The sequence below is a fragment of the Bradyrhizobium ganzhouense genome (assembly GCF_049949285.1).
GTDB classification, from domain to species: domain Bacteria; phylum Pseudomonadota; class Alphaproteobacteria; order Rhizobiales; family Xanthobacteraceae; genus Bradyrhizobium; species Bradyrhizobium ganzhouense.
The window spans coordinates 3258917-3275720 of record NZ_CP181318.1 but is presented as its reverse complement, the minus strand read 5'-3'; the positions used below and the strand labels follow the sequence as shown (position 1 = coordinate 3275720).

General features: G+C 64.6%; 16 protein-coding genes. 8 read left to right on the top strand and 8 right to left on the bottom strand.

Annotation, left to right across the window (positions count from 1 at the left end; all coding sequences use genetic code 11):
* Positions 1-31: 31 nt before the first annotated feature.
* The 6 genes from ccmI to ACLFLU_RS14910 all read right to left on the bottom strand — a co-directional run bounded on the left by ccmI (position 32) and on the right by ACLFLU_RS14910 (position 5722).
* Complete coding sequence (gene ccmI, locus ACLFLU_RS14935; RefSeq protein ID WP_426412929.1) at positions 32-1147, bottom strand: c-type cytochrome biogenesis protein CcmI; 1116 nt, start codon at positions 1145-1147, stop codon at positions 32-34.
* Positions 1148-1278: 131 nt separating this feature from the next.
* Complete coding sequence (locus tag ACLFLU_RS14930; protein WP_426412928.1) at positions 1279-1548, bottom strand: hypothetical protein; 270 nt, start codon at positions 1546-1548, stop codon at positions 1279-1281.
* A gap of 101 nt (positions 1549-1649) precedes the next feature.
* Positions 1650-3053: a hypothetical protein gene (locus ACLFLU_RS14925; protein WP_426412927.1), complete on the bottom strand. Its 1404-nt coding sequence runs from the start codon at positions 3051-3053 to the stop codon at positions 1650-1652.
* 148 nt (positions 3054-3201) lie between these two features.
* Positions 3202-4578: an ATP-binding protein gene (locus ACLFLU_RS14920; RefSeq protein ID WP_426412926.1), complete on the bottom strand. Its 1377-nt coding sequence runs from the start codon at positions 4576-4578 to the stop codon at positions 3202-3204.
* Between the two features lie 88 nt (positions 4579-4666).
* A complete protein-coding gene (locus tag ACLFLU_RS14915) occupies positions 4667-5338 on the bottom strand; it encodes a response regulator transcription factor (protein ID WP_027531116.1) in 672 nt (223 codons plus the stop codon).
* Positions 5339-5566: 228 nt separating this feature from the next.
* On the bottom strand, positions 5567-5722 hold the full coding sequence (locus ACLFLU_RS14910; protein ID WP_194463199.1) for a hypothetical protein: 156 nt from the start codon (positions 5720-5722) through the stop codon (positions 5567-5569).
* Between the two features lie 235 nt (positions 5723-5957).
* Between ACLFLU_RS14910 and ACLFLU_RS14905 the strand changes: the two genes are divergently transcribed.
* The 8 genes from ACLFLU_RS14905 to ACLFLU_RS14870 all read left to right on the top strand — a co-directional run bounded on the left by ACLFLU_RS14905 (position 5958) and on the right by ACLFLU_RS14870 (position 14252).
* Positions 5958-6968: a Ku protein gene (locus ACLFLU_RS14905; protein ID WP_426412925.1), complete on the top strand. Its 1011-nt coding sequence runs from the start codon at positions 5958-5960 to the stop codon at positions 6966-6968.
* Between the two features lie 58 nt (positions 6969-7026).
* Complete coding sequence (locus ACLFLU_RS14900; protein WP_426412924.1) at positions 7027-7263, top strand: hypothetical protein; 237 nt, start codon at positions 7027-7029, stop codon at positions 7261-7263.
* Positions 7264-7485: 222 nt separating this feature from the next.
* Positions 7486-7629 (top strand): hypothetical protein, encoded by a 144-nt coding sequence (locus ACLFLU_RS14895; protein WP_426412923.1) that lies wholly within the window; start codon positions 7486-7488, stop codon positions 7627-7629.
* Positions 7630-7815: 186 nt separating this feature from the next.
* Positions 7816-7980, top strand: a complete 165-nt coding sequence (locus ACLFLU_RS14890) for a Flp family type IVb pilin (protein WP_426413996.1) — start codon at positions 7816-7818, stop codon at positions 7978-7980.
* Positions 7981-8219: 239 nt separating this feature from the next.
* The gene (locus ACLFLU_RS14885) at positions 8220-8630 is read left to right on the top strand and encodes a hypothetical protein (RefSeq protein WP_426412922.1); all 411 of its coding nucleotides are present in this window, start codon (positions 8220-8222) and stop codon (positions 8628-8630) included.
* 217 nt (positions 8631-8847) lie between these two features.
* Positions 8848-10482, top strand: coding sequence for a thiamine pyrophosphate-requiring protein (locus ACLFLU_RS14880; protein ID WP_426412921.1), 1635 nt, complete (start codon positions 8848-8850; stop codon positions 10480-10482).
* 95 nt (positions 10483-10577) lie between these two features.
* Entirely contained in the window at positions 10578-12542 is a 1965-nt protein-coding gene (locus ACLFLU_RS14875) for a GAF domain-containing protein (RefSeq protein ID WP_426412920.1), read from the top strand.
* A 78-nt stretch (positions 12543-12620) separates the two neighbouring features.
* The gene (locus tag ACLFLU_RS14870; RefSeq protein ID WP_426413995.1) at positions 12621-14252 is read left to right on the top strand and encodes an alpha/beta hydrolase; all 1632 of its coding nucleotides are present in this window, start codon (positions 12621-12623) and stop codon (positions 14250-14252) included.
* A 6-nt stretch (positions 14253-14258) separates the two neighbouring features.
* Here ACLFLU_RS14870 and ACLFLU_RS14865 read toward each other — a convergent pair whose 3' ends face one another.
* Positions 14259-15848, bottom strand: a complete 1590-nt coding sequence (locus ACLFLU_RS14865) for an MDR family MFS transporter (protein WP_426412919.1) — start codon at positions 15846-15848, stop codon at positions 14259-14261.
* 170 nt (positions 15849-16018) lie between these two features.
* Positions 16019-16534 carry a YcgN family cysteine cluster protein gene (locus ACLFLU_RS14860; RefSeq protein WP_426412918.1) on the bottom strand — a complete coding sequence of 172 codons (516 nt, stop codon included), beginning with the start codon at positions 16532-16534 and terminating at the stop codon, positions 16019-16021.
* Positions 16535-16804: the final 270 nt, after the last annotated feature.

The window sequence follows — 16804 nt, the reverse complement described above, 5'->3', positions numbered from 1 at the left end:
TCCGTTCTCCGCTCGTCCCGTGCTGCGACTGTCATCCGTCGAGCCCGAGAGTCTTGAGGCCTTCATTGAGCTGGCGCAGCCGCTCGGAATCCTTGGCGACCGCCTGACGTGCGTCGGTCGAGGCGCCCAGCGCCTTGTCGCGATCCCCCATCACCAGATAGGCGCGCACCAGACGCAGCCAACCTTCGACATCGTCGCCGTTCTGCTTGAGGCGCGTGGCGAGACGTTCGACCATGCTGCGGATCATCGCGTTGCGATCGCCGTCGTTCATCTCCTTGGACGCTGCGATCGTCTCGTCGGACAGCGCCGGCATCGTCACGCCGCCACCGCCGACCCGCGCGAGCGAGGTCTGCACCAGCGGCCGCCACGGCGCATCCGCCGGTGCCTTCGCCAGCAGCGCGCGCCAGATATTGGCGGCATCATCCTTGCGGCCGTCCTGCTCCGCGGCGAGCCCGAGGAAGTAGTTCGCCTTGGGATCGTCGGCGTTGAGCGCATGCGCACGCTCGAACTCGGTCTTGGCTTCCGCCGTCACCACGCCGCTGGCCGCGGCCGTGATCGCCTCGCCGAGATCGGAGCGACGCTCCGGACTCTCGCCGTTATAGGTGATCGAATTGCGATAGGCGCGCACGGCCTCGTCGAAGCGGCCAAGCCGCTCCAGCACCGGCGCGAGCACGTTCCAGCCGCGGCCGTCGGCCGGATTCTTTTCCAGGTGCTGCTGGACCTGCACCACGAGGTTCTCGAGCGACTGCGTCATGCCGGGCGCCGCCCCCCGCTCCCGCTGCGCCAGCGGGAAATCGCGAAGCGCGGGCGAGCCGAGCGGAACGTAGATCGCGGCCGCCACCAAAGGCAGGCCGACCAGCGCCAGCACGGCGGCCGCGCGGCGCCATTTCAGACTGGACGTCGGCACGAGCGCAGACTCGCTGCCGGCGGCGGCGAGCAGCCTGCGGCTGATCTCGACGCGCGCCGCCTCGGCTTCAGGTGCCGCGATCAGTCCTGCCGCGAGATCACGCTCAATCTCGGCCAGCTGATCCTTGTAGACTGCGACCTCGCTGCCTTGATTGTCAGGACGCGCGCCACGGCCGAGCGGCCAGAGCACGGCGAATATCGCCGCGACCGTCATCAGCGCGAACACGAACCATTGCGTCATCTGGCAAGCTTCCGGCAGCGCGCGAGCCGCGCCTGTAGCTGGCTTTACACCAGGGCCGGACGATGCGGCAATTGACAATTGTCAATTTGGCGCGAGCGCACACAGTCCCGAAACGGTGAAAATCCAACGGCTTAGCCGATCTCGAAGTCCGCGCTTTGCGCAGCGTCCTCGCCGTGCCCGTTGAAGGCCCTCAAGAAGTATGTTCCCGGCTCGATTGCGTCAGGCAATCTGATCCGCAACGCCCCGACGGGAACAGGCGATGCAACCCTGGTGACGGTCTCAGGCAGTTGCCGACCGCTTGCCTTCTCGACCAGCACCACCTTCGCGCCGACCATCAGCCTTTGATATTTGGCAACAATGATGCGGTTTTCAATTTCGATGGAGCTGATAACGGGTTTCATGCGCCCACAGATAGAAATTCCAGAAGCTTGCACGGCGACCGTAGGGCCCACAGCCGACAGCTGTCAACCACAAATTGTGATCACGAAAAGATGCGCTTGAATCAGCTTGCGCGGGTCGATTTGCGCTCGCCCGTCGCCGCATTCTCTGCCGCGCGGCTCATCAGCGAGGCGTAATCATCGCCGAACAGCACCTGGCAGAAGCGGATCGCGGCCTGCACCTGCTGCTGCCGGTAAGTGCGAACCTTGTGATCGGCGGCGCGCAGCGACTGCACCAGTTGCTCGGTCGACCGCTCGACATATTGCTGCAGATCGGAATAGGTGCGCAGCGTCACCTCGTTGATCGCAAGTTCGCTGGCGTAGTTGCGGCAGGTTGCGACGAAATCGATCAGCGCCACGGTTTCCTCGACTTCGGTGCTGTCGATCCGCGCGCCCGGCGGAATGTCCTTCTCGGGGCGCTGGCGCAGGATGCGGCGGACGCGGCCGGGAACGCTGTCGATCTCGGACTGCAGCGCGTTGGAGATGTCGGCCCGGATCGAGGTCAGCCGCTTGCCCCAGGCGGAATCGTTGCGCAGGTCGAGCTCGGTGCGCAGGCCGCGGACGCCGTCATGCAGCGCTTTCAGATTGTCGGCGACGGTCTCGAAATGGCCGCGCTTGATGTCCATGCGCAAATTGGCGGCAACGCGGGCCAGATCGTGCAGGGCCATCGTAACAGCCACGCCGTAGGGCGTCGCCGCGACGCGGATCTCGTCGTCGGACGCGGCGATCTTGATGGCGAGGCGAATAATCTGCCACGGCGCGGTCATGCGCTGGACCACCACTGTCAGCGCAAATGGCAGCATCTGCGGGGTCTGGAGCACGGGAATGTTGAGAGCTGCGGTCACCGAGGCGATCTGGGGCTCGCCGAATGTGCGCAGGAAGCGCGGCAGCTTTTCATTGAGCGTACCCATGGCCTCGCGAACGGCGAGCACGGCGCCGATCGAATAGAGATCCTCGATCACGCTGGGCGGACCGACACGGGCGAGCGCGCGCGACTTGTCGCCGCCGCCGGGCCCCGTCAGCTCGAAGATGGCGTCCGCAGCCACCGCGTGGAGCTTGAGCGCCAGCGCCTCGACCTGCCCCGCACTGTCGGACGCCGGCATGCGTGCCAGCGCCGCCTCGAATTCGTTGATCTTATCCGGGGCACCGTCGCGGCCGAGCCATTGCCAGATCGGATGCAGCGAGGAGCGTCGGATCTGGCCGACCCGGGTCGCGGCCCCGGCCTCGACCAGGAACGGTTCCAGCACCTGGAACAGCAGCCGCGACAGATCGTCTGTGCGCGGCGGCGGCACTTCGTCGGCCTCGGTCTTGCGCACGATCTTGCGCAGCTGCTCGAGCACGAGGGTCGCCACAGCGGTGTCCTGGCCGCGCTCGAGTGCGCGCTCGAACTCCCGCATCAGCAGCGCCTGCGCCTGCGGCGGGAGCTGCGCGAGATATTCCCTCAGCCGCTCGATCGATGTCTGGCTCATGCGCCCGGGTAATGCACGGTAAAATGGCGGACGTAGGATGCGTCCTGCGCGATCATAGGCGGGTGCGCCTTAAGAAGCCGTTGAGGAAGTCGCTCCGAATACCTCCGGTTTCGCCCGGAAGCCCAAATAATCGTTTGAGATCAGAGGATTATATTCCGGGCAGCACCAGCTCGGCCCGCAGGCCCCCGATCGGCGCGCTGCCGAGCGAGAGGCTGCCGCCATAGAGCGCGGCAAGGTCGGTCACGATCGACAGCCCGAGCCCGGAGCCCGGCTTGGACTCGTCGAGCCTTTTACCGCGCCGCGAGACCTGGGCGCGCTCGGCCTCGGAGAGGCCGCACCCGTCGTCATCGACGATGAGCCGCAGCCACGGGCCTGCGCCCGCCTGGGTCGGTGCCTCCACCAACACCTCGATGAAGACGCGCGAGGCCGCCCATTTGCAGGCATTGTCGACAAGATTGCCGACCATCTCCTCCAGATCCTGCCGCTCGCCCCGGAATTTCGCCGACGGATCGGCTTTGGCCTCGACGACGATGCCGCGGCCGCGGTGGATCTTCTCCATGGTCCGCCGCAACGCCTCGATGGCGGGGGCAACCTCCGTCACCGTGCCGACGATCGAGACGCGGGCCGCGATACGGGCGCGCTCAAGATGATGGGCGAGCTGGTTGCGCATCACGTCCGCCTGCTCCATCACCTTGGCCGCGAACGGGTCGGCGGCGTGCGTTCCGGCCTCGTTGACGATCACCGACAGCGGCGTCTTGATCGCGTGGGCGAGATTGCCGACGTGGGTGCGCGCGCGCTCCACGATCTCGCGATTGGCGTCGATCAGCGCGTTGGTCTCGCGCGCGAGCGGCGCGATCTCGACCGGGAATTCGCCTTCCAGCCGCTCCGCCCGCCCGGAGCGGATGTCGGCGATGGACTCCGAGATGCGCTTGAGCGGCGCGAGGCCGAAGCGGACCTGGAACACGGTCGTCAGCAGCAGCACGATGCCGAGCGCGGTGAAGGTGCCGCCGAGATAGTAATCGAAGCTGCGCGTCTCGTCGAAAATCTCGGTGGAGTCGCCGGCGACGCTGACCAGGTATTTGCCGTCGGCGCCGAGATCGACGGGACGCTCGACCATGCGCAAATTCTGCCCTTCCGGCCCATCGACATAAGCGAGGCGAATGCCGGCCGCGGTGAGCTCGGTGCCTTGATCCTCCAGCTTCGGCAGCTTCTTGTCCCAGAGCGAGCGCGAGGACCGCACCTCCGGCTTCTCGGTGTCGGTCCGCGTGATCTGCCAGTACCAGCCGGACAGCGGCAGCTCGAACAGGGGCTCGCCGAGCGACTGGAACTGACGGTCCGGCGGCTCGTCGGGGGTCGCGACCTCGGCGATCAGGGTGCGGAGATAGAGGTTGAGCCGGCGGTCGAAGGCACGCTCGGTGGCGTTCTTGTAGACCGACGACAGCACCACGCCGGTGATGGCCAGGATCACCACGAGCCAGGCGGTCGCCGACAGGAACAGTCGGTTGGCAAGCGAGCTGGCGGGCATCGGAATGATCCCGGAGGCGCGAGGTGGCGGCATGGCTTCGGCGGTCATGACCGGACCAAGGCCCGTGTCGGGCCGCCCGTCAAGCCCTTCAGGCGCCGGGGGCCGGCGGGGTCAGGAGATAGCCGAGACCGCGGACCGTCTGGATGATGTCGACGTCGAGCTTCTTGCGGATGCGGCCGACGAAGACCTCAATCGTGTTCGAGTCGCGATCAAAATCCTGGTCGTAGAGATGCTCGACGAGCTCGGTGCGCGACACGACGCGGCCAGAATGGTGCATCAGGTAGGCCAGAAGCCGATATTCGTGCGAGGTCATCTTGACGGGATTGCCGGAGACGCTGACCCGGCCGGTGCGGGTATCGAGCGTGACCGGGCCGCAGCTGAGTTCGCTCTGGGCATGGCCGGTCGAGCGGCGCAGCAGCGCGCGGATCCGCGCCAGCACCTCCTCCAGATGGAACGGCTTTGCGACGTAATCGTCGGCGCCGGCATCGAAGCCCTGGACCTTGTCGCTCCAGCGGTCGCGCGCGGTGAGGATCAGCACCGGCATGGTGCGGCCGTTGCGGCGCCAGGCCTCCAGCACCGAGATGCCGTCCTTTTTCGGCAGGCCGATATCGAGCACCACGGCGTCATACGGCTCGTTGTCGCCGAGATAATGCCCCTCCTCTCCGTCGAAGGCGCGGTCGACGACATAGCCGGCGTCCGTCAGCGCCTTGGTGAGCTGACGATTGAGATCGGGGTCGTCCTCAACAACGAGCAGGCGCACGCTTCTCTCCGAGATGGCTGCATCAACTACGCCAGAGATGAGCAATTCCGGCGTGAACTGAGTATGAACGCGGGGAACCGGTCGCGTTACTTTTTTGTCATTTACGATGTGTTCGAGACAGACGCGACTGCGCCCGCCAGGCCACCGGACGAGGCCTGTGGCATGGCGGGCGCAATGTGCCGCGTTAGCGGCTGAGTCGGAAGGTCCGCCCTTCCTGTAAGCCTGCCGTCAGGTCCGGAAGAACACGAACCAGATGACGGCGAGAATCAGGATCGCAAGCCCGGTCGAGATGGCGAGCAGCGCGGCCACCGACGGGCCAGGTTCGCCCTGGCGTGCCTCGGTCGCAGTTTCAACGATCTGATGGTCCTCGCGCGTGGTTGCCATTGGTGACCTCAATCTCAGGATGTCGCCTCCGATGACCGCGACGTCATCACGGCCCGCTGTCCAGAGCCAACGCCCGATCCGATTTGATGTTCCGGCTTTTGCCATCGGATTGGGCCGAACCGCACGGTCAGCGACTGGTTAACGCAGTTGCAAGAATCCGCGCTGAGCCGTGTATGATTCGGTGTTCCCCGATGGTATTCTCATAAGTCTGTCCCCGTTGCGTTTGGAGTAGCCCATGGCCCCCCGTGCCAATTGGAAGGGATTTTTGCGCCTCTCGCTCGTGACCTGCCCGGTCGCGCTGTATCCGGCCACGTCGGATACCGAGAAGGTCTCGTTCAACCAGATCAATCGCAAGACCGGCCACCGGATCAAGTATCTCAAGGTCGATGCCGAGACCGGTGACGAGGTGACCTCCGAGGACATCGTCAAGGGCTACAAGGTCGACACCGACACCTACATCGAGGTCACCAAGGACGAGCTCGACGACATCGCGCTGGACTCGACCCACACGATCGAGATCGACGAGTTCGTGCCGAGGACCGACATCGACAGCCGCTACCTGATCCGCCCCTATTATCTCGTGCCGGACGGCAAGGTCGGCCACGACGCCTTCGCGGTGATCCGCGAGACCATCCGCAGCATGGACAAGGTCGCGATCGGCCGCGTGGTGCTCACCAATCGCGAGCACATCATCGCGCTCGAGCCGCTCGAGAGCGGGCTGATGGGCACGCTCTTGCGCTACCCCTACGAGGTGCGCAGCGAGAGCGAATATTTCGACGACATCCAGGACGTCAAGCTGACGAAGGACATGCTCGACCTCGCCAAGCATATCGTCGAGAAGAAGTCCGGTGCGTTCGAGCCCGAGCTGTTCGAAGACCATTACGAGACCGCACTGATCGATCTCATCAACAAGAAGCGCTCGGGCGCACCAATCGCAGCCAGGTCCACACCGAAGAGCGGTGGCAACGTCATCAACCTGATGGACGCGCTGAAGAAGAGCCTCGCCGGCGAAAAGGACGCGACGCCCGCAGCAAAGGTCGCCAAGGAGACGGTCAAGGAGACCGCCAAAGAAACCGTCAAGGAAACCGTCAAGGCCAAGAAGCCGAAGAAGCGCGTCGAGGGCCAGCGCGAGATGCTGCTGCCGATCTCCGGCAAGGGCGGCAAGGACGCTGCAGCCAAGGAAGCTGCACCGAAGAAGGCCGACAAGCCGGTGCGCGCGACCACACGGACGAAGAAGGCCGGCTGACGAATTCGCATTACCGATCGCGCCGTGACGTCTCCCCTCACCGATCGGGCTGCCTGACATGCCCTGGTCGACGCCGTTCGACGATCCGATCGACTTGCGCGGCGGACGCCGGCTCCGCACGCTACAAGAGGCCGCCGACTTCATCATGCAGCTGCCCGAATCCGAGCAGCAGGAGCCGCGCTGGCAGACCGCAATCGAGATGCTGATCAACGCGGCGGAGACCGGCGGCGGCTGGCTGATGTTCGCGCGCGTCGGGATGCTGCGGGCGTTGAACGCGGACGGCCGGCGTGAATGAGCCCGGCATGCTTGCCGTTCGGTTGACGAACAGCCTCAACAATCCGTTAAACGGCGCGCTCACGTTTCGCACGATCATGTCATCGTGTCGCACCGAGTATTCCTACGGAAGCCAAAATTAACCTACGATTCCCTTTGCGCGCACCATGGTCCAGCCATCGATTGAGCCAGGGTTTGCACCTTCGTGCCGCAGCAGGACGCCAGAAAGAACTACATCGGCATCGTGAGTGACACGACCGAGGAAGAGCCCGTCGCCGACCATGCGGCAGGCGTGCAGCCGTATGTGGTGGGCTATCTGGTCGGTCGTCTCGCGACAGTGCTGGGACGCGCTCGCAAGGGTGCGCCGGGACGCACCACCACGGGTTGAGGCGAGCCGGCTTCCATTCATTTGAATTGGATAATGAAACCTTCGTTTAACGGCTGTTACGTTAAGACACAGCAGGCCAGGTTCGGCCGAGCCACGCATATTTGACGCGCGCGAATGCCCGTCGACCACTTTACCAGTTTGATAACGCCGCGCGCTTACATTGGATCGGACGAAGAGGAGTTGGCGATGACTTTGCTCAGGTCTTTTCTTGCCGATGAAAATGGCGCCACCGCGATCGAGTATGGCCTGATCGCCGCCGGCATCGCGCTCGCCATCGTCACCGTCGTGACCAACACGGGCAGCGCCCTCCTCAGCAACAAGTTCAACTCGATCAGCGCGGCCACGAAGTAACTCCCTCAGTTCGTCACTGCGAGCGCGGCGAAGCAATCCAGGATCTCTCCGCGGAGACCAGTCTGGATTGCTTCGCGGAGCCTGTCGTCGGGCCGCGCTTCGCGCGGACCCGGTGGCTCCCAATGACGGAACCCCATTTCCGTCACCTTTGACGACCATTTTAGTCCTGATATTCTTCCAGGCGCGGCACGACGCGCCGTGCTGTCAGTCATTGAACCCAGACTGTTTGAGGGATGCGGATGAGACGCACGACCGTCCTGGCTCTCAGCCTCATCTTGGTCGGCGTCTGGTCGCAGCACAGCGCGAGAGGACAGAGTTCGGCCGCACCACCGGTTTCGCTGACCCCGCCCAAGGCATCGCCGCCGCGCGCGGGTACGAAAAATCCGCCGTCAACATCCGACAGGGTGTCGTCGACACCGGCGACCAGCGGACCTCCACAATTGCCGAACCCAGCTCCTGGCGCCGACTATGACGGCTTCAGCGCCGGCACCGACGACAATGACACACCGAGTCAGGTGACGCCGCCCGTGAGATCACGCGCGGCAAAGGGCTCCAATCGGGATACCAATAGCCTCGACGCGCAATCATTGGTCGATCAGGAAGACGAGGCGTTGAAGCGAAAGCTGACGATCTGCAAGAACTGTAAATAGAACGGTCGCCAAGCTCGTAGCCCGGATGGAGCGAAGCGAAATCCGGGGCGCTCGCTTCGCGGAAAGATTTTCCCGGATTGCGCTGCGCTCCATCCGGGCTACGACAGCTCGCTGCATAGCTGACTGTCACTAACCTACGCTTTACCCTCCCGCCGTTTCCTGATCCTCTCTCCCTAATAGGCCGGACCAACCGGCCTGCCTCAGGGAGAGAGACGCCATGAAGCTCGGCACCGCCATTGCGGAAATCATGCGGCGCGAGGGGATCGAGATCCTCTGCGGCTATCCCGTCAATCATCTGATCGAGCACGCGGCCAAGGCCGATATCCGCCCCGTGATGGTGCGCCAGGAGCGCGTCGGCGTGCACATGGCGGATGCGATCTCAAGGGTCACATCGGGACGCACGATCGGCGCGTTCTGCATGCAACATGGGCCCGGGGCGGAGAACGCCATGGGCGGCGTCGCACAATGCTTTGGCGAATCCGTCCCCGTGCTGGTGCTGCCGATGGGCTATCAGCGCAGGCTTGCGCATATCGAGCCGAACTTCAATTCCAGCGAAGCGATGAAGCCGTTTTCGAAATCGTCCGAGCCGATCATCCTGGCGGCTGAGGTCGCCAATATTTTCCGGCGCGCCTTCACCAAGCTGAAGAACGGGCGCGGCGGGCCGGTGATTGTCGAGATACCCGCCGATATGTGGAACGAGGAGGTGCCGGAACCGCTGAACTACACGCCGGTGCTGCGCACCCGCTATGGCGCCGACCCTGTTCACGTGAAGGAAGCGGCCGCCCTGCTCGTCAACGCCAGCCGTCCCGTGATCTATGCCGGCCAGGGCGTGCATTACGCGCAGGCGTGGCCGCAATTGAAGCGGCTTGCGGAGCGGCTCGCCATTCCCGTCACCACCAGCCTTGGCGGCAAATCCTCATTCCCCGAGACGCATCCGCTCTCGCTCGGCTCCGGCGGCCTCGCGGTGCCGCGCGCGGTGCCAAAATTCCTTGCCGAGGCCGACGTCATCTTCGGCATCGGCTGCTCCTTCACCGAGACCAGCTTCGGCATCGCGATGCCGAAGGGCAAGACCATCATCCATTCGACGCTCGATCCGAACCATCTCAACAAGGATGTGGAAGCCAGGATCGGCCTCGTCGGCGACGCCGGGCTCGTGCTCGACGCGCTGCTGGAGGAGATCAACAAGACCGTCACCGCCGATCGCGATGCCTCGGCCGTCACGGCCGAGATCGCGGCCTCACACAAGGAGTGGCTGGCCAAATGGATGCCAAAGCTCACCAGCAACGACGCGCCGCTCAGCCCCTATCGCGTGCTGTGGGACCTGCAACACACCGTCGACATCGACAACACCATCATCACCCATGATGCCGGCAGCCCGCGCGACCAGCTCTCGCCGTTCTGGAAGGCGGTAACGCCCCTCTCCTATCTCGGCTGGGGCAAGACGACGCAGCTAGGCTACGGCCTTGGTCTCGCCATGGGTGCCAAGCTCGCCAAGCCTGACAGGCTCTGCATCAATGTCTGGGGCGATGCGGCGATCGGTTTCACGGGCATGGATTTCGAGACCGCGGTGCGCGAGCGGATTCCGATCATGTCGATCCTGCTCAACAATTTCTCGATGGCGATCGAGTTGAAGGTGATGCCGATTTCGACCGAGAAATATCGCTCGACCGACATTTCCGGCGACTATGCCGCGATGGCGCGCGCCTTTGGCGGCTATGGCGAACGGGTGACCAAACCGGAGGACATCATCCCCGCGATCAAGCGCGGCATCCAGAAGACGAAGGAAGGCATCCCTGTGCTGCTGGAGTTCATCACCAGCAAGGAGACCGAAGTGTCGCGGCCGGGCACGTGAGGCAGAAGCAGCGCCGCGGGTGCTGGCTCCGGCCGCAGGAGATGTGATAATCCGGCACGGTGCCGCGACTGACGCGGCATGCAGCCGGAATGCGAATGACGACCCTTTCCAACGATGCTGCCGGGATCGACGAGCTGAAACGGCAATTGCAGTCCGCCGCGGCCGAGAACGAGCGGCTGCGCGATCGGCAAAATGCCAGCGCCGGGATCTTGCGCACCATCGCCGCCTCTCCCTCCGATGCCCGGCCCGTCTTCGCGGCGATCGCGTCCAGCTCAAAACGCCTGCTCGGCGGCTTCTCCGCCACCGTGCTCCAGTTCATCGGCGATGAGCTGCACCTCGTGGCGTTTACGCCGACCAGCCCGGAAGGGGACGAAGGGCTGAAGGCGTCGTTCCCGCGGCGGATCGAGGATTTTCCGACCTTTGCGCTGGTTCGCGGTGGCGAGACGATCCAGTTTCCCGACTGCGAAGCCAGTGACGTTCCGGAACTGAACCGCGATCTCGCGCGGCTGCGCGGCTTTCGCAGCGTGCTGTTCATGCCGCTGATGAATCGCGGCACGGCGGTCGGCATGATCAGCGTCACGCGCACCGAGACCGGCGCGTTTGCGCCCGAGCTCGTGGAGCTGCTCCAGACTTTTGCCGACCAGGCGGTGATCGCGATCGATAACGCACGGCTGTTCAACGAGACGCGCGAGACGCTGGAGCGCCAGACCGCCACGGCCGACATTTTGAGAGTGATGGCGGCTTCGCCCTCCGACGTGCAGCCGGTGTTCGACGCCATCGCCGCCAATGCCAACCGGCTGATCGGCGGCTTCTCCACCGCCGTGCTGCGCTATATCGACGGCGCGGCGCATCTTGCAGCCTTCACGCCGGGCGATCCCGCCGGCGACCGCGTGCTGCAGGCATCGTTTCCGGTGCCGTTCGCCCAGTTCCCGGCCTACCAGCTCGTCGTCAATGGTCAATCGGCGCAGTTGCCCGACACCGAGCTTGAGCCCGCGGCGCGTGACATCGCCCGCGCGCGTGGCTTTCGCAGCATGCTGTTCACGCCTTTGATGAGCGAGGGCGAGGCCAAAGGCGTCATCATCGCCACGCGGCGGACGACCGGCGCGTTCGCCGAGCATCATGTGCGGCTGCTGCAAACCTTTGCCGACCAGGCCGTGATCGCGGTCAAGAATGTCAGCCTGTTCACTCAGGTTCAGACCCGCACCATCGAGCTCGCCAGATCGCTCGACGATTTGCGCGCAGCGCAGGACCGGCTGATCCAGACCGAGAAGCTCGCCTCGCTCGGCCAGCTCACCGCCGGCATCGCCCACGAAATCAAGAACCCGCTCAACTTCGTCAACAATTTCGCCGCGCTCTCGGCCGAGCTGACGGACGAGCTGAGCGAGGTGCTGGCGCCCGCTTCGCTCTGCAACGAAGTCCGTAGCGAGGTCGACGAGCTGACGGGGATGCTGAAGGACAATCTGCAAAAGGTCGTGCAGCACGGCAAGCGCGCCGATTCCATCGTCAAGAACATGCTGCTGCATTCGCGCGAAGGCGGCGGCGAGTACGGCTTGAGCGACGTCAATGCGCTGGTCGAGGAGACCCTCAACCTCGCCTACCATGGCGCGCGTGCCGAGAAGCCGCAGTTCGACGTGACACTGAAGCGCGAGCTCGATCCGGCGGCGGGGTTCGCAAATTTGTTTCCGCAGGAGATCTCGCGGGTGCTGCTGAACCTGATCTCGAACGGGTTTTATGCGGTGGCAAAGCGCCAGGCGGAAAGCGGCGCCGGCACTTTCGAGCCGGTCGTGACCGCCACGACCCGCGACCGCGGCGACAATATCGAGATCCGCATCCGCGACAACGGCACCGGCATTCCCGATGACGTGAAGGCAAGGATGTTCAATCCGTTCTTCACCACCAAGCCGGCCGGCGAAGGCACCGGCCTCGGACTGTCGATGAGCCACGACATCGTGGTGAAGCAACATGGCGGCACGATCGACGTCGCAACGGAGCCGGGTCAGTTCACGGAATTCACGATTCTGCTGCCGCGGAAGAGCGGCCTTGCGGACAACAAGGGATAGCATCGTTCGGGGGATGGCTTGACTGGTCTCGCACGGTTCATTCGGCGGCAATTGCTTTCGCTGTCCGGCGTCGGCCTCATGCTGGGCGCGCTGTTCTTCGCGGCCGCGCTGACGCCGACGCTGATCCCGCGCAGCTATCTCACGCAGGGGGCGCTGGCCGGCGGCTGCTTTGCGATCGGCTATCTCGCGGGCGAGCTGTGGCGCCGGCTGTGGCACTATCTCGAACTGCCCGAGCCGTCGGCGCGCGCAAGATCTGTTGCGAATGCGCTGGTCGCCGTCGGCTGCCTGCTCGTCGTCATCGCAGCTCTCTGGCGCACGACCGCATGGCAGAACGCGATCCGCAGTGTCATGAAGATGGCGCCGGTCGAGACTGCACATCCGCTCAAGGTCTGCGCCATCGCGCTGATCACGTTCGCGGTGCTGCTGGTGCTGGGGCGGCTGTTTGCGTTTGTCGCGCGCCTCCTTGCTGCGGGCACGCGGCGCGTCATTCCGCGCAAGGTCGCCAACGTCATCGGCGTCCTGGTCGCCGGCCTGCTGTTCTGGTCAATCGCCAGCAATATCTTGATCCGCACGGCGTTCAACGCACTCGATTCCTCGTTCCGCGAGCTCGACGTTCTGTTCGAACCCGAGCGCCCGCAACCGACCGCCGCCGACAAGACAGGAAGCGCGGCTTCCCTGGTGAAGTGGACGGAACTCGGGCGCATGGGGCGGCGGTTCATTGCCTCCGGCCCGACCGCAGCCGAGATCAGCGCCGTCACGGAACGGCCCGCGCAAGAGCCCGTGCGCGTCTATGTGGGCCTCGCTGCCCGCGACACGGCGCAGGCGCGCGCCAGGCTTGCGCTCGACGAGCTCAAGCGCCAGCACGGTTTCGAGCGCAAAATCCTGATCGTCATCACGCCGACCGGCACGGGCTGGATCGATCCGGCCGCGATGGATACGGTCGAATATCTCCATCATGGCGACGTCGCCAGCGTCGCGATGCAGTATTCCTATCTCAACAGTCCGCTGTCGCTGCTGTTTCAGCCCGAATACGGCGCAGAAGCCGCGCGTGCCCTGTTCGCCGAAATCTATGGCTACTGGACGACGCTGCCGAAGGACAAGCGGCCGAAGCTATACCTGCATGGGCTCAGCCTCGGCGCCATGAACTCGGAAAAGTCAGCAGAACTGTTCGAGATGATCGGCGATCCCATCGCGGGAGCGCTGTGGAGCGGTCCGCCGTTCGAGAGCCGCATCTGGCGCTCGATCACCGACAACCGCAATCCGGGCTCGCCGACGTGGCTGCCGGAATTCCGCGACGGCCGCTTCGTGCGCTTCATGAACCAGAACGGGCCGACAGTGCCCGCAGATGCGCCCTGGGGACCTATGCGTGTCGTCTATCTGCAATATGCCAGCGACGCGATCACGTTCTTCGCCTACCGCGACGCCTATCAGGCCCCGGCCTGGATGAACGCGCCGCGCGGGCCCGACGTGTCCCCGGAGCTGCGATGGTATCCCATCGTCACCATGCTGCAGCTCGCCCTCGACATGGCGGTCGCGACCAATACGCCAATGGGCTTTGGCCATGTCTACGCGCCCGAGCATTATGTCGATGCCTGGGTCGCGGTCACCGATGTCAGTGATTGGTCAGCTGACGCGCTGACGCGGCTCAAGAGCCATCTTGCGGCCAGAGCACGACCGACGTCTGACGACGACCCTGACCGTGGCGGATAGAGCGCCCTACTCCGCCATCTCGACGGGTTGCGCCGTCGAGGGACCGGCCAGCGGCCGCTCCTCCATCATGACCAGGCAGAGCGCGGCGGTGGTCATCAGCGCGGTCGCAGCCGCAAAGACGTAACGGAAGGCGTGCCGCATGTCTTCAGTGGGGATCGCAGGGATGGCGCCTGCGGCGTGATGCTCGCCGGCCAGCGGAATGTCGGCGCCGAGCGCGATCAGCAGGATGGCCGCGAACGCTGCGACCGTGAACGAGGACATCAGCGAGCGGAAGAAGTTCATCGCGCCGGTGATGGTGCCGACCTGCGGGCGGGCCACGGAATTCTGCAGCGAGACCACGCAGACCGGGAAGGTCGTGCCGAGGCCAAGCGCAAACGCGGCCATCAGGGTCAAGAGAGCCCACAGCGGCAGCGTCGTGACGGTGAGGCCGAGCGCGCAGATCGCAGCCCAGGAGGTGCCGATGATGGCGACGCGCTTGTAGTGCTTGGCGCGCGCCATGGTGCGGCCGGCGATCGCCGCACCACAGGTCGAGACCGCCGCGAGCGGAATCAGCGCAAGCCCGGCTTCGCTGGCGCTGAGGTGGTAGACCGACTCGTAATAGAGCGGCAGCTGCACGGTGAGGCCGGTGATCGCGCCGAGCCCGCAGCCGCCGGCGGTCAGCGCGAACGGCGCGACCGATCCCGAGAGCAGCGGCAGCGGCAGGAACGGCTCGTCGGCGCGGCGCGCGTGCCACACGAAGGTGACCGCGAGCGCGACGGCGCCGCCCACCATCGACAGCACGGTCGGCGAGAGCCAGGGATAGCGCGTGCCGCCCCAGGTCAGCACCAGCATGAAGACGACGGCAGAGGCCATCAGCAGCACGCCGCCGAGCCAATCGACCTTGCGCTTGCGGTGGAACACCGGGATCTTCTTCATCTTCGGCAGCAGCAATGCGAGGGCTGCGGCTGCCAGCGGCAGATTGATCCAGAAGATCATGGACCAGTGCAGATGCTCGGCGAACACGCCGCCGATGACGGGGCCCAAAATGCCGCCGACCATCCAGACGCTGGAGAAATAAGCCTGGTACTGACCACGCTCACGCGGCGAGACGACGTCGGAGATCACAGTCTGCACGACAGGCATGATGCCGCCGCCACCCAGTCCCTGGAGACCGCGCGCCAAAATCAGCATCGGCATGCTCGGCGCGATCGCACACAACACGGAGCCCGCAATGAACAGGCTCAACGACACGATGATCATGGCCTTGCGGCCGTAGATGTCGCTCAGCGTCCCGAACACCGGCGCAACCGCGGTCGAGGCGAGCAGATAGGCGGTGATGACCCAGGAGAGGTTCGAGACATCATGGAACTGGCGCCCGATGGTCGGCAGCGCAGTGGCGACGATGGTCTGGTCGAGGGCTGCCAGGAACATCGTCAGCATCAGGCTGAGGACGATGGTACGGACCTCGTCCTGCGACAGCGGTACCGGCGGTGCGAGCGAGGGGGCGTCGCTGACGCTGATGACCTCGCCCGGAAGGCGGGTCAGTTCCTCGGCGATCTCATCGGGCAATGTCTGGATGTCGGCAGACTGGCTGCTCTGCCGTGCGAACTGGTTCATTTCGGGCTGTCAGACATCTTGCTGCGGCGCAAAACCGCGAAGGATTCGTTCTATGAAGCCAATCTAGACAGCAAAGTTCTTCTCGGGCAGGCACCGCGGCGCATGGGTGCATCCCGCACCACGGTCATCCCGAACAATTGATCTGAAATGGCGGACGGATCAGTCCGTGATCAGTCCTTGGGACGTCGCTTCAGGCGTGCCCGTTTCGGGATCTGCCCCGGCCATTGCACCAGGTAGTTTTCGAGCTTGTCATCCGGGACCTCGTCCTCGGTGCCCGAGACCCGGCCGCGCACGGAGACGCCGGCCTCGTGCACCGTATTGGGATCGCCCGAGATCAGCGGGTGCCACCAATAGAGATCGCGGCCCTGGGCGACGAGCCTGTAGCCGCAGCTCGGCGGCAGCCAAGGCAGCGTGCGGACCTTCTCGGGAGTCATGACAACGCAGTCCGGGACGAAGTCGAAGCGATTCGCGTAGTCCTTGCAGCCGCCGGTGCAGGAATCGAGCATCTTGCAGCTGACGTCGGTGAAATAGATCTCGCCGGTATCCTCGTCTTCGAGCTTGCTCAGGCAGCAGCGGCCGCAGCCGTCGCACAGGCTCTCCCATTCGGCCGTCGACATGTCCTCCATCTTCTTGGTTTTCCAGAAGAATCCATCCTGGTCGGAAGGTCGTTTGCGAGCTGCGGTCATGCGACTGATACGATTCCCAAGAGGTACGGCCAGCGCCATCTAGGGCGCGCGGCCGGAAAGCTGCAAGCAATGCCCCCGCAAGGCCCGTAATGACCCGGGGTTCAATTAGGCCTGTTGTTCAAAATTGCGAGCCTGACCATTGGTTTATAGGCCCCGCTCGGCTAGAAGAACAGCAAGTCCCCTCGGACGCGAAACGAGCGCCTTGGGTTTGCCGCAACAATCCCGCAAGACGTCTCGATGCCGCCCCGGCCGGGTGCTTGAACGCTTTCG

Excerpts from the sequence above, each read along its gene's own strand:
- ccmI (WP_426412929.1), bottom strand. The coding sequence starts at position 1,147 with ATGACGCAATGGTTCGTGTTCGCGCTGATGACGGTCGCGGCGATATTC.
- ACLFLU_RS14930 (WP_426412928.1), bottom strand. The coding sequence starts at position 1,548 with ATGAAACCCGTTATCAGCTCCATCGAAATTGAAAACCGCATCATTGTT.
- ACLFLU_RS14925 (WP_426412927.1), bottom strand. The coding sequence starts at position 3,053 with ATGAGCCAGACATCGATCGAGCGGCTGAGGGAATATCTCGCGCAGCTC.
- ACLFLU_RS14920 (WP_426412926.1), bottom strand. The coding sequence starts at position 4,578 with ATGCCCGCCAGCTCGCTTGCCAACCGACTGTTCCTGTCGGCGACCGCC.
- ACLFLU_RS14910 (WP_194463199.1), bottom strand. The coding sequence starts at position 5,722 with ATGGCAACCACGCGCGAGGACCATCAGATCGTTGAAACTGCGACCGAG.
- ACLFLU_RS14905 (WP_426412925.1), top strand. The coding sequence starts at position 5,958 with ATGGCCCCCCGTGCCAATTGGAAGGGATTTTTGCGCCTCTCGCTCGTG.
- ACLFLU_RS14900 (WP_426412924.1), top strand. The coding sequence starts at position 7,027 with ATGCCCTGGTCGACGCCGTTCGACGATCCGATCGACTTGCGCGGCGGA.
- ACLFLU_RS14890 (WP_426413996.1), top strand. The coding sequence starts at position 7,816 with ATGACTTTGCTCAGGTCTTTTCTTGCCGATGAAAATGGCGCCACCGCG.
- ACLFLU_RS14885 (WP_426412922.1), top strand. The coding sequence starts at position 8,220 with ATGAGACGCACGACCGTCCTGGCTCTCAGCCTCATCTTGGTCGGCGTC.
- ACLFLU_RS14880 (WP_426412921.1), top strand. The coding sequence starts at position 8,848 with ATGAAGCTCGGCACCGCCATTGCGGAAATCATGCGGCGCGAGGGGATC.
- ACLFLU_RS14875 (WP_426412920.1), top strand. The coding sequence starts at position 10,578 with ATGACGACCCTTTCCAACGATGCTGCCGGGATCGACGAGCTGAAACGG.
- ACLFLU_RS14870 (WP_426413995.1), top strand. The coding sequence starts at position 12,621 with ATGCTGGGCGCGCTGTTCTTCGCGGCCGCGCTGACGCCGACGCTGATC.
- ACLFLU_RS14865 (WP_426412919.1), bottom strand. The coding sequence starts at position 15,848 with ATGAACCAGTTCGCACGGCAGAGCAGCCAGTCTGCCGACATCCAGACA.
- ACLFLU_RS14860 (WP_426412918.1), bottom strand. The coding sequence starts at position 16,534 with ATGACCGCAGCTCGCAAACGACCTTCCGACCAGGATGGATTCTTCTGG.